This window comes from Streptococcus oralis (assembly GCF_964238205.1).
GTDB classification, from domain to species: Bacteria; Bacillota; Bacilli; order Lactobacillales; family Streptococcaceae; genus Streptococcus; species Streptococcus oralis_CZ.
This window is the reverse complement of record NZ_CAXSLF010000006.1, coordinates 85663-99430: the sequence shown is the minus strand read 5'-3', so window position 1 is coordinate 99430 and position 13768 is coordinate 85663. Positions and strand designations below refer to the sequence as shown.

At 37.3% G+C, this 13768-nt stretch carries 21 protein-coding genes; 18 read left to right on the top strand and 3 right to left on the bottom strand.

All coding sequences use genetic code 11. The annotated features are described in order from the left end of the window. The first annotated feature begins 9 nt into the window (after positions 1–9). The 4 genes from ACESOD_RS08530 (at position 10) to rpmG (ending at position 1716) form a co-directional block, all read left to right on the top strand. Positions 10–1017 (top strand): SPFH domain-containing protein, encoded by a 1008-nt coding sequence (locus ACESOD_RS08530; RefSeq protein ID WP_373095031.1) that lies wholly within the window; start codon positions 10–12, stop codon positions 1015–1017. A 2-nt stretch (positions 1018–1019) separates the two neighbouring features. Continuing rightward, complete coding sequence (locus ACESOD_RS08525) at positions 1020–1220, top strand: PTS ascorbate transporter subunit IIC (protein WP_075229745.1); 201 nt, start codon at positions 1020–1022, stop codon at positions 1218–1220. 148 nt (positions 1221–1368) lie between these two features. Further along, positions 1369–1551 carry a 50S ribosomal protein L32 gene (rpmF, locus tag ACESOD_RS08520; protein WP_000290417.1) on the top strand — a complete coding sequence of 61 codons (183 nt, stop codon included), beginning with the start codon at positions 1369–1371 and terminating at the stop codon, positions 1549–1551. A gap of 15 nt (positions 1552–1566) precedes the next feature. Beyond that, entirely contained in the window at positions 1567–1716 is a 150-nt protein-coding gene (gene rpmG, locus ACESOD_RS08515; protein WP_001265622.1) for a 50S ribosomal protein L33, read from the top strand. A 78-nt stretch (positions 1717–1794) separates the two neighbouring features. Here the strand turns inward: rpmG and ACESOD_RS08510 are convergent, their stop codons facing one another. Further along, positions 1795–1968, bottom strand: coding sequence for a FanG protein (locus ACESOD_RS08510; protein ID WP_083936654.1), 174 nt, complete (start codon positions 1966–1968; stop codon positions 1795–1797). 28 nt (positions 1969–1996) lie between these two features. Here ACESOD_RS08510 and ACESOD_RS08505 point away from each other — a divergent pair, with 28 nt between their 5' ends. The 13 genes from ACESOD_RS08505 (at position 1997) to ACESOD_RS08445 (ending at position 10822) form a co-directional block, all read left to right on the top strand. Further along, positions 1997–2611, top strand: a complete 615-nt coding sequence (locus tag ACESOD_RS08505) for a CadD family cadmium resistance transporter (RefSeq protein ID WP_373095028.1) — start codon at positions 1997–1999, stop codon at positions 2609–2611. A gap of 11 nt (positions 2612–2622) precedes the next feature. Continuing rightward, the gene (gene cadX, locus ACESOD_RS08500; protein ID WP_000711078.1) at positions 2623–2961 is read left to right on the top strand and encodes a Cd(II)/Zn(II)-sensing metalloregulatory transcriptional regulator CadX; all 339 of its coding nucleotides are present in this window, start codon (positions 2623–2625) and stop codon (positions 2959–2961) included. Between the two features lie 358 nt (positions 2962–3319). After that, positions 3320–3559: a GlsB/YeaQ/YmgE family stress response membrane protein gene (locus ACESOD_RS08495; protein ID WP_049504467.1), complete on the top strand. Its 240-nt coding sequence runs from the start codon at positions 3320–3322 to the stop codon at positions 3557–3559. 86 nt (positions 3560–3645) lie between these two features. Further along, the gene (gene amaP, locus ACESOD_RS08490; protein ID WP_373095021.1) at positions 3646–4209 is read left to right on the top strand and encodes an alkaline shock response membrane anchor protein AmaP; all 564 of its coding nucleotides are present in this window, start codon (positions 3646–3648) and stop codon (positions 4207–4209) included. Positions 4210–4220: 11 nt separating this feature from the next. Further along, positions 4221–4391 carry a DUF2273 domain-containing protein gene (locus tag ACESOD_RS08485; RefSeq protein ID WP_075228766.1) on the top strand — a complete coding sequence of 57 codons (171 nt, stop codon included), beginning with the start codon at positions 4221–4223 and terminating at the stop codon, positions 4389–4391. Positions 4392–4402: 11 nt separating this feature from the next. Then, positions 4403–4987 carry an Asp23/Gls24 family envelope stress response protein gene (locus tag ACESOD_RS08480; protein ID WP_373095018.1) on the top strand — a complete coding sequence of 195 codons (585 nt, stop codon included), beginning with the start codon at positions 4403–4405 and terminating at the stop codon, positions 4985–4987. 37 nt (positions 4988–5024) lie between these two features. After that, complete coding sequence (locus tag ACESOD_RS08475) at positions 5025–5231, top strand: CsbD family protein (protein ID WP_373095015.1); 207 nt, start codon at positions 5025–5027, stop codon at positions 5229–5231. A gap of 620 nt (positions 5232–5851) precedes the next feature. Further along, positions 5852–6466 carry a YesL family protein gene (locus ACESOD_RS08470; RefSeq protein ID WP_373095012.1) on the top strand — a complete coding sequence of 205 codons (615 nt, stop codon included), beginning with the start codon at positions 5852–5854 and terminating at the stop codon, positions 6464–6466. Then, a complete protein-coding gene (locus ACESOD_RS08465; protein WP_373095102.1) occupies positions 6444–8117 on the top strand; it encodes a sensor histidine kinase in 1674 nt (557 codons plus the stop codon). The genes ACESOD_RS08470 and ACESOD_RS08465 overlap by 23 nt, the downstream gene beginning before the upstream one ends. 2 nt (positions 8118–8119) lie before the next feature. Continuing rightward, positions 8120–9406: a response regulator transcription factor gene (locus ACESOD_RS08460; protein WP_070461119.1), complete on the top strand. Its 1287-nt coding sequence runs from the start codon at positions 8120–8122 to the stop codon at positions 9404–9406. A gap of 62 nt (positions 9407–9468) precedes the next feature. Beyond that, complete coding sequence (locus ACESOD_RS08455; protein WP_060955202.1) at positions 9469–10002, top strand: ABC transporter permease; 534 nt, start codon at positions 9469–9471, stop codon at positions 10000–10002. 72 nt (positions 10003–10074) lie between these two features. Further along, the gene (gene nrdI, locus ACESOD_RS08450; protein WP_075228761.1) at positions 10075–10542 is read left to right on the top strand and encodes a class Ib ribonucleoside-diphosphate reductase assembly flavoprotein NrdI; all 468 of its coding nucleotides are present in this window, start codon (positions 10075–10077) and stop codon (positions 10540–10542) included. Between the two features lie 70 nt (positions 10543–10612). Beyond that, positions 10613–10822, top strand: a complete 210-nt coding sequence (locus ACESOD_RS08445; RefSeq protein WP_373095007.1) for a hypothetical protein — start codon at positions 10613–10615, stop codon at positions 10820–10822. Between the two features lie 34 nt (positions 10823–10856). On the opposite strand, the gene ACESOD_RS08440 is transcribed toward ACESOD_RS08445, so the two are convergent. Both ACESOD_RS08440 and argS read right to left on the bottom strand, forming a co-directional pair. Then, the gene (locus ACESOD_RS08440) at positions 10857–11105 is read right to left on the bottom strand and encodes a MarR family transcriptional regulator (protein WP_373095004.1); all 249 of its coding nucleotides are present in this window, start codon (positions 11103–11105) and stop codon (positions 10857–10859) included. Positions 11106–11477: 372 nt separating this feature from the next. Next, positions 11478–13169, bottom strand: coding sequence for an arginine--tRNA ligase (gene argS, locus ACESOD_RS08435; protein ID WP_373095001.1), 1692 nt, complete (start codon positions 13167–13169; stop codon positions 11478–11480). Positions 13170–13310: 141 nt separating this feature from the next. On the opposite strand from argS, the gene argR reads away from it, so the two are divergent. Further along, complete coding sequence (gene argR, locus ACESOD_RS08430; RefSeq protein WP_001231485.1) at positions 13311–13757, top strand: arginine repressor; 447 nt, start codon at positions 13311–13313, stop codon at positions 13755–13757. Positions 13758–13768 lie beyond the last annotated feature (11 nt).

Genomic DNA, 13768 nt, shown 5'->3' with positions numbered 1-13768 from the left:
GTCATTCTGATGACTGAAAAACTAATCAATTCAAAACCAAATGGTGTAGTAGCATTGATACTTATCGAGTTGGCACTCGTACTTGGTTTCCTTATATTTATAATGGGTGCTGGTTCGGAAAACATTTTTGGAATTATTATCGGGCTTTTATTAATCTTAATTTCAGCTCTAGCTCATGCTGGTTTAAAAGTTGTTAAACCTCAGGAAGCTCTGGTTTTGACCCTCTTTGGTAACTATACGGGTACCATTAAAGAACCTGGTTTTTACTTTGTCAATCCCTTCAGTATAGCGGTCAATCCTGCAAACCACACTCGACTAGGTCAAAGTGGTGATGTTAGCACAAAATCACCTTTTTCAGGGATGAAATCATCAAATGGCAATGATGTAAACATTGAAATTGGCAAGAAACAGATTTCCCTCAAAGTTATGACTTTAAGTAATTCTCGTCAAAAGATTAATGATTGCTTAGGGAACCCTGTAGAAATCGGCATCGCGGTAACTTGGAGAGTTGTCGATACAGCCAAAGCAGTCTTCAACGTTGATAACTATAAAGAATATCTGTCATTGCAGTGTGATAGCGCCCTTCGTAATATTGTCCGCATCTATCCTTACGATGTGTCTCCGAATGTGGATACTACAGGTGATGGGCAAGCAGATGAAGGCAGTCTCCGTGGTTCTAGTGAAATTGTAGCTAAACGTATTCGTGAAGAAATCCAAAGTCGCGTAGAGGATGCTGGCTTGGAAATTCTTGAGGCACGTATTACTTACCTAGCTTATGCACCGGAAATTGCAGCTGTCATGCTTCAACGTCAACAAGCATCAGCCATTATTGATGCACGTAAGATGATTGTTGATGGCGCTGTTGGAATGGTTGAAATGGCTCTAGAACGTCTCAATGAAGGAGAGTTGGTTGAACTAGATGAAGAGCGTAAAGCAGCGATGGTTTCAAATCTCCTAGTCGTTCTCTGTGGCAATCATGATGCACAACCAATTGTCAATACAGGAAGCCTTTATTAAAAATGGCAGAAGCTAAAAAGAAGCAGATTCCCCTTCGACTTTCGGCAAAGTTATATGCTGCACTCGCATCATGGGCAGAAGATGACTTTCGATCAGTCAACGGGCAGATTGAATATCTCCTTACAGAATGTGTCAAGCAACGGAAGAAAGACGGGAAATACGTTTCAGAAACCATTGATGAACCCTTCGAGATTGATATTTAATCTATTTTCCTATCCAGAACCTTGGATGGGAAAATTTTTTTATCTTTTTTTGTCAAGTAACTTTACTTTACAAAAAAGTTTTGATATACTATTAAAGTTGATGAAAATCAAACCTAACTGAATTTATATCTTAAAAGGAGAAATCAAAATGGCAGTACCTGCACGTCGCACTTCAAAAGCGAAGAAAAACAAACGTCGTACACACTACAAAGTAACAGCTCCATCTGTAAACTTTGACGAAACTACTGGAGATTACTCACGTTCACACCGTGTATCACTTAAAGGATACTACAAAGGACGTAAGATCGCTAAAGCTGCATCAGCTGAATAATAGAAGGGAGATACCATGCGCGTAAATATTACACTTGAACACAAAGAATCTGGTGAACGCTTGTACCTTACTTCTAAAAACAAACGTAACACTCCAGACCGTCTTCAATTGAAGAAATACTCACCAAAACTTCGCAAACACGTTGTGTTTACAGAAGTGAAGTAAGCATTCAATACGAATCAATACATAAGAAAAACGCTTATTTTAAGCGTTTTTTCTTTTTTCCAATTTCAATACATTTCACTATATTTCAGTCCAAACTCTACCTTTTTTAGATAAATATATCATCTGGATATTGAAGTTAAGCCCTGCTATCATTTCGATGGCAGGGCTTTTTAATGTTTGGTACACTACCTTCTTATCTATATTTTGATGGAGCTGAAGTTGACATCTACAAAGTTTAATGTTAAAATACATTCAAAAATATATTTGAATGAGGTGTTTTATGGTTCAAAATGTTGTTACTTCAATAATCCTGTATTCTGGGACAGCCGTAGACTTACTTATTATCCTAATGTTATTTTTTGCCAAAAGAAAAAGCAGAAAAGACATCATTAACATCTATTTAGGACAATTTCTAGGCTCTGTTAGTCTAATATTGCTAAGTTTACTTTTTGCATTTGTCTTAAATTATATTCCTAGTAAAGAGATTTTAGGTTTGCTCGGTTTGATTCCAATTTTCCTAGGACTCAAAGTTTTGCTTTTAGGAGATTCTGATGGAGAAGCTATTGCAAAAGATGGTTTGCGCAAAGATGATAAAAACCTGATTTTTCTAGTCGCTATGATTACTTTTGCAAGTTGTGGTGCTGACAATATTGGTGTTTTTGTCCCATATTTTACCACCTTAAATTTAGCGAATTTGATAGTGACTTTACTTACTTTTCTAGTCATGATTTATCTCTTGGTTTTTTCTGCCCAAAAATTGGCACAAGTCCCTTCTGTTGGAGAAACTTTGGAAAAATATAGCAGATGGTTTATTGCCGTTGTCTATTTAGGATTGGGGATGTATATCCTGATTGAAAACAACAGCTTTGACATGCTATGGGCTGTGTTAGGCTAGGAGAAAAAAATATGAAAAAAGATAGTATCTGTCAAGTGGATGTTATTAATCAACAAAATGTTACAACCGCAACGAACTACCTTGAAAAGGAAAAAGTTCAAAAATCACTTCGTATTTTATCAAAGTTTACCGATAATAAACAGATAAATATCATCTTTTATCTCCTTGCTGTTGAAGAACTCTGTGTCTGTGATATAGCCTGTTTACTAAATCTCAGTATGGCATCTGCCTCCCACCATCTTCGTAAACTAGCCAATCAAAACATCTTGGATACTAGAAGAGAGGGGAAAATTATATATTATTTTATAAAAGATGAGGAAATCAGAGATTTTTTTAATCAACTAGGATAACAACTATTTTTACTACTCTACCATTCACTCTACCTTTTATTATGTAGCATTCTAAAAACATTGATGTACCAACGTTTCTAACAGCTAAAATAGAAATTATTTAATCTTTTATAGAAGTGAAGTAAGCATTCAATACGAATCAATACATAAGAAAAACGCTTATTTTAAGGGTTTTTTCTTTTTTCCAATTTCAATAAAAATTAACTAAATAATTACATTTTTCGTGTAGTTTTTTAAAATCAAAAATCAATTTTATTAAAGCATATATTCGTGAGCATATAATTTGTGTGCGCTCTCACATTATGATATACTATATTTAACCCAAATATATTGGGGTTGTGAAAGGAGGGTGCATATTATGTTGTGGTCCATTATTGTAGGAGGTTTTATCGGTCTCGCTGCAGGAGCAATTACTAAAAAAGGTGGTTCAATGGGAATCATTGCAAATATTTTTGCTGGTTTAATTGGGTCATCCGTCGGCCAATCGCTTTTTGGGACATGGGGACCTTCTCTAGCGGGAATGTCAATTATTCCATCGATTGCTGGTGCGGTGATTGTTGTCGCTGTAGTATCATTCCTTTTGGGTAAAAAAGGTTAACTTTTTACTCAATCATAAACTATAGATTTAAATTTAGTATTGACGGGTAAACCTATAGTTTAGTGCTTTAATTGAAAGGATTTTATATGTCAAAATCAAAGAAAATATTATTACTTATTTTCTGTATTTTAATCTTGACAATTTTCCTTCCTATTTTGATAGATTATCACCAGGTTAGTGATTTAGGAATTCAATTGACTAGCTGGCGACAGACATCATTTGAATATTATCTCGCTAGATATGTATTTTGGGGGCTTCTAGGCCTGTCTATCTTAGTTTTATTATGGGTCTTAGTAATCCTGTTTTATCCTAGACAATATCTGGAAATAAAACTTGGAACTAAAGACGATAAATTAAAACTAAAAAATTCAGCTATCGAAGGATTTGTTCGATGTTTGGTTCTTGATCATAAGCTAGTTAAAGAGCCTAAAATCAAAGTACAAACTTGGAAAAAGAAATGTTTCGTTTCTGTAGAAGGTACAACTGTTCTTTCAGATAACATTGCTAACAAATTTGAAGTAGTTCAAAATGAAATTACTCAAGGATTGAAAGAATTCTTTGGCATTGAACGAGAGGTTAAACTGGAAGTTTCAGTGAAAGAATATGACCCTCAAAAAGCAGCTAAGAAAATTGTTAGTCGTGTAAAGTAAGGAAGTAAAAAATGGAATGGTTTAAAAAATATCAATACCCAATCCTATGTGGAGTAGTAGGTATTATTCTAGCCTGCCTCATTCTATCCTTTGGTTTCTTTAAAACGATGTTTGTTTTAATTTGTGGAGCTTTAGGAATTTGGTTGGGATACTATGTACAGAAGAATTATTTAAATAAATAAAGGAGTTTCATATGTCAAACGTAGAAAAAAATGCAAATGAAAAACAAGATGTTGTTTCTAAAGATGTTCGAGGAGAATTAACTTACGAAGATAAAGTTATTCAAAAAATTATCGGCCTTTCACTAGATAAAGTCCCAGGACTATTACATGTTGATGGCGGATTTTTCTCAAATCTTACAGAAAAAATTGTGAATACTAACGATGTAACACACGGTGTTAACGTTGAAGTTGGTAAAGAACAAGTAGCAGTTGACTTGAACGTTATCGTAGAGTACAGAAAAAACGTTCCAACTCTATACAAGGAAATCAAAGATGTTATCGTAGCAGAAGTTGCGAAAATGACTGATCTAGAAGTAGTTGAAGTTAACGTTAATGTTGTTGATATTAAAACTAAAGAACAACATGAAGCAGATTCAGTAAGCCTTCAAGATCGTGTAACTGACGTGGCAGAATCAACAGGCGAGTTCGCGTCAGAACAATTCTCAAGAGTGAAATCTGGTATCGGTTCAGGTGTTGCAGTAGCACAAGAAAAAGTTGGCGAAGGTGTTGAAACTGTTAAAGACGCTGCAGCCAAAGCAGAACCACGTGTTCAATAATTACTAATTTAGAAAAAAATAAAAGGAGGACATACTTATGTCTACAGAAGAAAAATTCAATCAAGCAGCAGGATCTGTTAAAGAAGGCGTTGGCAAATTGATAGGTGACAAAGAACTTGAAAGCGAAGGAGCTGCTGAAAAAGTTGTTTCTAAAGTTAAAGAAGTCGCTGAAGATGCAAAAGATGCTGTAGAAGGTGTCGTTGAAGGTGTAAAAAACATGCTTCATAAAGATGAAGAAAAATAATTAGATCATATCACCTTTTTAATTCTCTTTACTGCACCCCGCATAAACGGGGTGTTTTTGTTATTCGTTTTTATCAATGCACGTTTTATAGAGAAAAAGAATACAGGACAAACAAATTCCTGTATTCTTAAAATAACTTAGAACAGATATGATAATGAAACGACTAACATGATTATAACGCAAATTATTTTTACGATTTTTACATATTGTTGTTTGAACAATTTATCAGAGAAAAGACTCAAAATAAGAGCAATCCAAAACACGGTAGTTCTTAAAATAAAAATAGTCATGATTCATACTCCTTTCGTTATTTGTTAATCCAGTAAATAAGTTGAATAGTAAGTATTTAATCTGCAAATATGTTTATCTTTTCCGAAAACTCCTTTGGTCATTAATCGGTATCTCTATCTATCTTTATTATAGTACAAATAACATTATTAAACAATTATATTTATCCTTTATAAACTAACATTTGGCCATTTGACAAGGATGGATACCTGCTCCGAACTTGCTTCTAAAAGGTAGCAAGTTCAACTCTCACTGCCTTTTCTTTCCTCCTATTTTTGAGAGCGCTTGAAATATGTTATAATAGTTCTAGATTATTTTTTTGGAGGCAAACCGTGGGAAATTTTATTGAGCTAGTCTTTCATCGTTTCTTTTTGGGGATGATAGCTACAGCTTATTTTTGGTTATTGACACTAGCGGGAGGTGTGGTTTTTGGTATAGCGCCAGCTAGTGCGACTATCATGAGTTTATTTGCAGAACATGGTTATTCTTACCGTGCCTATGGTTTTAAAGAGGCTTGGACTCTTTACAAGAGCAATTTTATCAAAAGCAATCTCAGTTTCTACACCTTTATGGGACTTGACTTGATCTTGATTTATGGTTTGTATCTCATGATCCAATTGCCGCATCAGACCATTATCCACTTGGCAGCAACTTTTCTGAATATCTTTCTGGTAGCCTTGGTATTTTTGGCCTATACAGTTTCTCTAAAATTGCAAGTTTATTTTGACTTATCCTATCAAAATACCTTAAAGCTTGCCTTTATCGGAATTTTTATGAGCTTGTCAGCAGTGGCCAAGGTTCTTCTTGGTAGCGTCTTGTTAGCCATCATTGGCTTCTATATGCCAGCCCTTATCATTTTTGTAGGGATTGGTATGTGGCATTTCTTTATTAGTGATTTATTGGAGCCTGTTTATGAAAACATTCATGAAAAATTGGCGTCCAAATAGAATGAAACAGTTTTGGCTTCATTCGCTCCTTAGAACCTATAGTTGGGTGATGATTGTCATCATTGCTAGTTTTGCTCTTTTGATTTCCTATGTAAACTGGGATAGTCGCGAAAAAGAAGCAAGACAGGTTTCCCAGCGGGTTTTGACTCGGACGGTGAGCGAGGTTGAGTATTATTATCGAGAATCAGCGCGTTCAGCCCAAAGTTTAGTAGATAATCAAGCGCGAATCGAGGGTATTTATAAGTATTTTAGCCTTAGTACACCAGATTATTTCTATTGGCAACTGGAGCGTAAGGCATCACCCTATATTTCTGTATCCATTTATGAAAATATCGATGACCTTTATGTGCGCAATGATTTTGTAACGGGTGTAGCCATTGTCTTGCAAGACTCGACAGAAGTTTATGTTTCAACTAGGGACAATCGTAGTGGTTACAAGGTTTCTGCAGACGCCTTTAAGCCAGATGCTAATAGTTTTGCCGTTCCCGTATCCGATCCAGTATCGGATCAAGCTCTTGGAGTTATTTATGTTTCTGTATCTTCCGATGTTTTTTATAAGGCTATTGACAATACCAGAGGAAATATCCCAATTGCTGTGAGCATAACCTCTCCTTTTGAAACGGAAATGTTTCACCAAGGTGAAAAAAGTGATCGAGAGGAATGGTTGCAAGACGAGACTGCTCATGGTTATCAGGTTCAGGTTGCTGTTCCACGAGGTTATGTCCTGAGTGGCAGTATCTCTAGCTCTGTCTTTATTCTTGCTTTGAGTCTCCTCTTTATCGTTATTTTATATGTAACCTTGAAAAAAACATTTTCGAAGTATCAAACACAGGTTGTTGACCTAGTGGAAACAATCCATGATATTGCGCAAGGGGAGCAGGGTAAAAGAATTGATCTCACGAAAAAAGACCAGGAATTGCTTTTAATCGCTGAGACGACAAATGATATGTTGGACCGACTGGAGAGAAATATCCATGATATTTACCAGCTTGAACTGAGTCAAAAAGATGCCCATATGCGCGCTCTACAAGCTCAGATAAATCCACATTTCATGTACAATACCCTCGAGTTTATACGGATGTACGCGGTCATGGAAAACCAAAATGAACTAGCGGATATTATCTACGAATTCAGTAGTCTCCTGCGCAACAACATCTCTGATGAGCGAGAAACAACATTAAAGCAAGAAGTGGAGTTTTGTCGGAAGTACAGTTATCTCTGTATGGTTCGCTATCCAAAATCCATTGCTTACGGATTTAAGATCGACCCTGACTTGGAAGAAATGCGCATTCCAAAATTCACCCTCCAACCCTTGGTGGAGAATTATTTTGCCCACGGAGTTGACCACAGAAGAACGGATAATGTTATCAGTATCAAGGCCTTGAAAAAAGAAGGCTATGTTGAGATTTTGGTAACCGATAATGGGCGTGGAATGCCTGCCGAAAAATTAGCAGAGATCCAGGATAAATTAGCTCAAAGAACCTTTGAACATATAGTGGATTATAGTGGGAAACGCCAGTCCATTGGGATTGTCAATGTGCATGAGCGCTTTGTGCTCTACTTTGGTGACCGGTATGATATCAGTGTAGAATCTGTTGAAAAAGAAGGTGTTCGCTATCAAATCACCATTCAAAACGAAGAGAAAGGATAAAGATGTATAAAGTACTTTTAGTGGACGACGAGTACATGATTACAGAAGGTCTCAAACGTTTGATTCCTTTTGATAAGTGGGATATGGAAGTCGTTGCAACAGCCAATCATGCTGATGATGCTCTGGACTACGTTCGAGAACATTCCGTCGATATTGTTATTTCAGATGTCAATATGCCTGACAAGACAGGACTTGAAATGATTGGGGAGATGAAGGAGTTGTTGCCAAATGCTTACTATATCCTCCTTTCAGGCTACCAAGAATTTGACTATGTCAAAAAAGCCATGAATCTCAATGTCGTTGATTATCTGGTCAAACCAGTCGATAAGGTTGAACTGGAACGCTTGCTTGAAAAGATTGCCAGTCAGCTTGGTGAAAAATCTCATGAGCCCGAAATATTGAGTCAGCAACTCGATGAAGAAGCCTTCAAGACTCATCTCAGCCAAAAAGAAAACTGGTGGATTGGACTTTCAAAAGAAAAACAAGGGGATTTTGTTATTCCCTACTATGTTCTAGGTCAGGATTGGCAGATCGTCCTTGCAGATCAGGAATTTGAGGGCTTATTGGTCATGCCTTTTGAAGCACCTTATCAAATCAACTTTGAAAAGTGGAAGCGTGATGTTGAAAAGACTCTCTTTTATGGATCGGTCAATTTAGATCAGTCTGAAAGTCTCTTTTCTTATTACGAGCCCATCTATCGAGTGATTATTCAAGGAAATCTCCAGCAGATTATCGAGGAGTTGACCTTACTTGAGAAGATTGTCTTAGAAAACACACCGAGGGTATCCATTACCAAGCAGCTCTTTACCCAGTTTGTCATGGATGTCTTCCATCTTTTTGAGCATTTGAAGGCAGACGACATGACAGATATTGTCAAGAACATCCATGCTATTACAACTTTTGAGGATTTAGTCGCTTATACCAAGGAAACCTTGACATCCTTCTTTGGCCAATACCGCATGAATGAAAATGTGGTCAGTGTGCTCGAGGTCATTGGTAGAGACTACAAAAAAGAGCTTTCTCTCAAGGATATCAGTAAGGACCTCTTTATCAATCCCGTTTATTTGGGCCAGTTGATTAAGAAGGAAACCAATTCCACCTTTGCGGAGCTTCTCAATAAGCAACGCATCAAGGCTGCCCAGCAACTCTTGCTATCTACAAATGATAGTATTGAGGATATTTGCTATACGGTTGGTTACAGTAATGTAGGCTATTTCTATAAGGTTTTTCGAAAACTATGTGGGAAGTCTCCTAAAGCCTACCGTAAACAGGTGGAAGCAAACTTGTAGGATTTGTTTTGCTTGTTAAAATATGCTATAATAAACTAAAAAAACATAAGGGGGTTGCTTTGATGAAAAAGAAACCAATCTATCTATGGGTATTACTGATTTTTTCAGCCTTACTCTCAGCAATGTCGCTATTTGGAATCATATCTCCAGTACCTACTGCGGAGGGTATGAACAATCTAGAAACATCAGCATCAGGTGTTAATGCTACTTATGCTAAGGAGCTCGTTGCTTACACCATTAAGGTATCGGAGCATGGTCATTCAATCTTCAGCATTCTCTTGGTTGTCTTATCTGTTATTCTGGTTGTTGTGGCTTTGGTTTTCCTTATTCGTAAAAATCTTCAATTGGCTAACTACACTTATCTTGCTTATGTCTTCGTTGCCATCGTTGGTTCTATCTACAACTTTATCGGCGTTCAGGATGCGGTTTCACTTTTTACAGACCCTAACATCCGTATGGGAGCGGAGCTTGGTGCCAAAGGTTCAGCTATTTTGGGGATCGTACTCAATGTTATCTTCCTAGCAATCGTCTTCTATAAAATGTGGCGTCAGCAAAAAGAATTAACAGAAACTCAAGAAGAGGAAGAACTAGCCTAAGAGTTGACAAAGCATAACTATCAAGATACAATCTTGGTAGTTATTTTTTATGATTCAAAAAAGGAGGAGAAAATGAAAAAAATTTCCTTGGTCTACATCAGTCTGAGTGGAAATACGGAGAGTTTCGTAACACGATTGAAGGCTTACCTATTAGAACAGTATGAGAACATTGAAGTAGAAAAAATTCATATTAAAGACCTAGTCAAGGAAGGAGAGACCTTCTTTGAGATGTCCAATCCATATGTTGCTTTTCTACCGACTTATTTAGAAGGTGGCAATGGTGTTGACAATGGAGATGTGGAGATTTTGACTACTCCAGTAGGTGATTTTATCGCCTATGGAGACAATGCCAGTAAGTGTTTTGGTGTCGTAGGATCAGGCAATCGTAATTTTAACAACCAATACTGTTTGACGGCTAAACAATACAGCCAGCGCTTTGGTTTCCCCGTTCTAGCTGACTTTGAGATGCGTGGAATGCTGGGAGATATCAAGAAGGTCGCAGGGATTATTGCAGAACTCTATGAATTAGAAGCTTTGTAAGAGGCTAGATTTTCTGAGGAAGAGTTTTATTCTATGGATAAAGGATTTATTTCAAAAGGGGACAATCGAAATGAGTAAACTACAGAAATCATTTTTAAAGTATATAAAACTCAAACCAAGCTTCAAGGATATTATGCTATGCAGTGCTTTGCTACTATTAGCGATTGCTCTGCTACTGTTCTCTGAGAAAATTTTTGATGAAAATGCAGCACCATTTGGAACCATGGTATCCTTAGGGATTGTTATCCTGGTAGAAATCTTAGCTGTCAGAAATAAATAAAAAGACTCGAGAAATGTCATCTCGAGTCTTTTTGTTAGTTGCGAATTTCGTCAACGATTTCTTTTGAAATGGGGATTCCCAAACGATATCCTTTATTGATGTAGTCGATGACATCGTTAATGTTTTCTGTTGTTTGAATCTTTTCCTTGATAGTAGCGCGAAAAGTTTCATCCTTTAACAGTTGCTCTTGTAGGAGTCTTTGTAGTTTTTCCTTTTCGTATTTGTTGATGAGAAAAAGAGCGACAAGACTGATGACAACTAAAATATAAGCATATTGGCTCATAAAAATTCTCCCTAAGTGATAAAGAAGTAGGTGGTAAGATAAAAGTAAAGTTTTTGTTTTTCGAGTGATAATACTGTAAGCGTCTAACAATTAGGAACTTTAGTTCCAGTAACTTTAAGATTACGACGTCTTTCGGTAGAAATCGATAATATTTCAATCGAAAGACTAGTGAAGCGCCTAGACAAAGTCCGAATAGGATTTGGCGTTAGTTATTTAGACTGCTTTACAATAAAGTGATTAAAAGCCTACGACATGAACCTAACCAAATCGATATTATTTGGTTAGGTGAATTAGTGAAGCGTTTAGGCAATTCGCCATATAGCGATTGCCGTCAAGAGACTAGGAACTTTAGTTTCAGTCTCTTGTAACGATTTACATCTTCTCTGGTGCTTCTACACCCAACAAACGAAGTGCTTCTTTGAGGACAACTGCAGTTGCATAGCTGAGGGCTAAACGACTGTCGCGTTCTGGACTTTCATCCAAGATACGAGTGTGAGCGTAATATTTGTTGAAGGCTTGCGCTAAGCTAATTGCAAATTTAGCAATGATAGAAGGTTCAAAGTTATCCGCCGCACGGTTGATAATACGTGGGAAATCTTGGATGAGTTTAATAATTTCCCAGCTTTCAGGATCATTCAAGCTATAGTTGGCATCTGCTTCAGGTTTGAAATCCGCTTTGCGCAAGATGGATTGGATACGAGCATAGGCGTATTGAACATAAGGACCAGTCTCGCCTTCAAAAGATACCATAGCTTCAAGGTCGAAGTCGTAGCCATTTGTACGGTCAGTTTTAAGGTCATAGAATTTAATGGCCCCAACTCCAACAGCATGAGCAACCTGGTCTTTATTTTCAAGTTCCGGATTTTTGGCTTCGATTTGCGCTTTGGCACGACTGACAGCCTCTGCAACTGTAGGCTCTAGCAAGATGACATTCCCTTTACGAGTAGAGAGTTTTTTCCCTTCTTTTGTTACCAATCCAAAAGGAACATGGACAATATCTTGACTCCAATCGTAACCCATCTCTTGCAAGACAGCCTTGAGTTGTTTAAAGTGAGCAGATTGTTCTTGACCAACGACATAAATCGATTTGGCAAATTGATATTCGTTTTTACGGTAAAGGGCAGCGGCCAAGTCACGTGTGATGTAGAGAGTTGCACCGTCAGATTTCTTGATAAGAGCTGGGTGTTCAATTCCATATTTTTCAAGATTAACAACTTGGGCACCTTCTGATTCGACCAAAAGTCCTTTTTCAGAAAGGATATCTACAACTGCATCCATCTTGTCATTGTAGAAGGCTTCCCCGTTGTAGCTGTCGAATTCGACCTTCAATTCATTGTAAAGGCGGTTAAATTCCACCAAACTTTCATCACGGAACCATTGCCAAAGTGCGAGAGCTTCCTCATCTCCATTTTCAAGTTTACGGAACCATTCGCGTGCTTCTTCATCCAAGCTAGGGTCATTTTCAGCTTCAGCATTGATGCGAACGTAGAGTTTAAGAAGTTCATCAATCGGATGAGCTTTTACAGCTTCTTCGTCACCCCATTTTTTGTAGGCAACGATCAGCATCCCAAACTGTTTACCCCAGTCTCCCAAATGGTTGACCTTGACCGTTTGATAACCGATTTTTTGGAAAATATGTGACAAGCTATCTCCGATAACAGTTGAGCGCAGGTGACCAATAGAGAATGGCTTAGCAATATTGGGACTAGACATGTCGATAACAACATTTTCTTGTTTACCAATATTTTGGTCAGCATAGTGTTCTTTTTCAGTGATAACAGCTTGTAATACTTGAGCAGAAATGGCATTTTTATCAAGGAAGAAGTTAACATAAGGTCCAGTAGCGACGACTTTTTCAAAGGCTTGGCTATTGATTTTTTCAGCGATATCTGCCGCGATCATTTGTGGAGCTTTTCTCTCAACTTTTGCTAGAGTAAAGGCAGGGAAGGCGATGTCTCCCATGTCAGAGTTTTTGGGTTGTTCTAGTAAATTTAAAATAGCCTCTTGATCCAGGCTGTCAATGACGCTAGCCAATTCGCTAGCAATCAATTGTTTTGTATTCATTATAAACTCCTTTGGACTTTTCTTCTATTTTATCACAATTTTGAGGAATGATAAGAATTTTTTTGAAATATTCGGTTTTTTTGGTATAATGTTCTTATTAAATAGTTGAAAATGTTATAAATATTCACTCGAGAGGATGTTATGAGAAAAAGAGAACGCCATCAGTTAATCAAACAAATGATCACTGAGGAAAAATTAGGAACTCAAAAAGAGATCCAGGATCGGTTGGAAGCACGCAATGTTTTTGTAACGCAAACGACATTGTCGCGTGACCTTCGCGAACTGGGCTTGACCAAGGTTAAGAAAAATGACAAGGTCTACTACGTACTAGCAAATGAGACGGAGAAGATTGACCTGGTTGAGTTTTTATCCCATCATTTGGAAGGTGTAGCAAGAGCTGAGTTTACCTTAGTTTTGCACACTAAATTGGGTGAAGCCGCAGTTTTAGCCAATGTTGTCGATGCCAACAAGGATGAATGGATTTTGGGAACAGTTGCGGGTGCCAATACTCTCTTGGTCATCTGCCGAGATCAGCATGTCGCTAAACTCATGGAAGATCGTTTGTTAGATTTGATGAAGGATAGATAAGGTCTTGGGAG

Excerpts from the sequence above, each read along its gene's own strand:
- cadX (WP_000711078.1), top strand. The coding sequence starts at position 2,623 with ATGAAAAAAGATAGTATCTGTCAAGTGGATGTTATTAATCAACAAAAT.
- ACESOD_RS08485 (WP_075228766.1), top strand. The coding sequence starts at position 4,221 with ATGGAATGGTTTAAAAAATATCAATACCCAATCCTATGTGGAGTAGTA.
- ACESOD_RS08530 (WP_373095031.1), top strand. The coding sequence starts at position 10 with ATGACTGAAAAACTAATCAATTCAAAACCAAATGGTGTAGTAGCATTG.
- ACESOD_RS08480 (WP_373095018.1), top strand. The coding sequence starts at position 4,403 with ATGTCAAACGTAGAAAAAAATGCAAATGAAAAACAAGATGTTGTTTCT.
- ACESOD_RS08510 (WP_083936654.1), bottom strand. The coding sequence starts at position 1,968 with ATGTATTTTAACATTAAACTTTGTAGATGTCAACTTCAGCTCCATCAA.
- nrdI (WP_075228761.1), top strand. The coding sequence starts at position 10,075 with ATGAAAAAAATTTCCTTGGTCTACATCAGTCTGAGTGGAAATACGGAG.
- amaP (WP_373095021.1), top strand. The coding sequence starts at position 3,646 with ATGTCAAAATCAAAGAAAATATTATTACTTATTTTCTGTATTTTAATC.
- argS (WP_373095001.1), bottom strand. The coding sequence starts at position 13,169 with ATGAATACAAAACAATTGATTGCTAGCGAATTGGCTAGCGTCATTGAC.
- ACESOD_RS08440 (WP_373095004.1), bottom strand. The coding sequence starts at position 11,105 with ATGAGCCAATATGCTTATATTTTAGTTGTCATCAGTCTTGTCGCTCTT.
- ACESOD_RS08505 (WP_373095028.1), top strand. The coding sequence starts at position 1,997 with ATGGTTCAAAATGTTGTTACTTCAATAATCCTGTATTCTGGGACAGCC.
- ACESOD_RS08495 (WP_049504467.1), top strand. The coding sequence starts at position 3,320 with ATGTTGTGGTCCATTATTGTAGGAGGTTTTATCGGTCTCGCTGCAGGA.
- ACESOD_RS08525 (WP_075229745.1), top strand. The coding sequence starts at position 1,020 with ATGGCAGAAGCTAAAAAGAAGCAGATTCCCCTTCGACTTTCGGCAAAG.
- rpmF (WP_000290417.1), top strand. The coding sequence starts at position 1,369 with ATGGCAGTACCTGCACGTCGCACTTCAAAAGCGAAGAAAAACAAACGT.
- argR (WP_001231485.1), top strand. The coding sequence starts at position 13,311 with ATGAGAAAAAGAGAACGCCATCAGTTAATCAAACAAATGATCACTGAG.
- ACESOD_RS08475 (WP_373095015.1), top strand. The coding sequence starts at position 5,025 with ATGTCTACAGAAGAAAAATTCAATCAAGCAGCAGGATCTGTTAAAGAA.
- ACESOD_RS08465 (WP_373095102.1), top strand. The coding sequence starts at position 6,444 with ATGAAAAATTGGCGTCCAAATAGAATGAAACAGTTTTGGCTTCATTCG.
- ACESOD_RS08460 (WP_070461119.1), top strand. The coding sequence starts at position 8,120 with ATGTATAAAGTACTTTTAGTGGACGACGAGTACATGATTACAGAAGGT.
- ACESOD_RS08445 (WP_373095007.1), top strand. The coding sequence starts at position 10,613 with ATGAGTAAACTACAGAAATCATTTTTAAAGTATATAAAACTCAAACCA.
- ACESOD_RS08455 (WP_060955202.1), top strand. The coding sequence starts at position 9,469 with ATGAAAAAGAAACCAATCTATCTATGGGTATTACTGATTTTTTCAGCC.
- rpmG (WP_001265622.1), top strand. The coding sequence starts at position 1,567 with ATGCGCGTAAATATTACACTTGAACACAAAGAATCTGGTGAACGCTTG.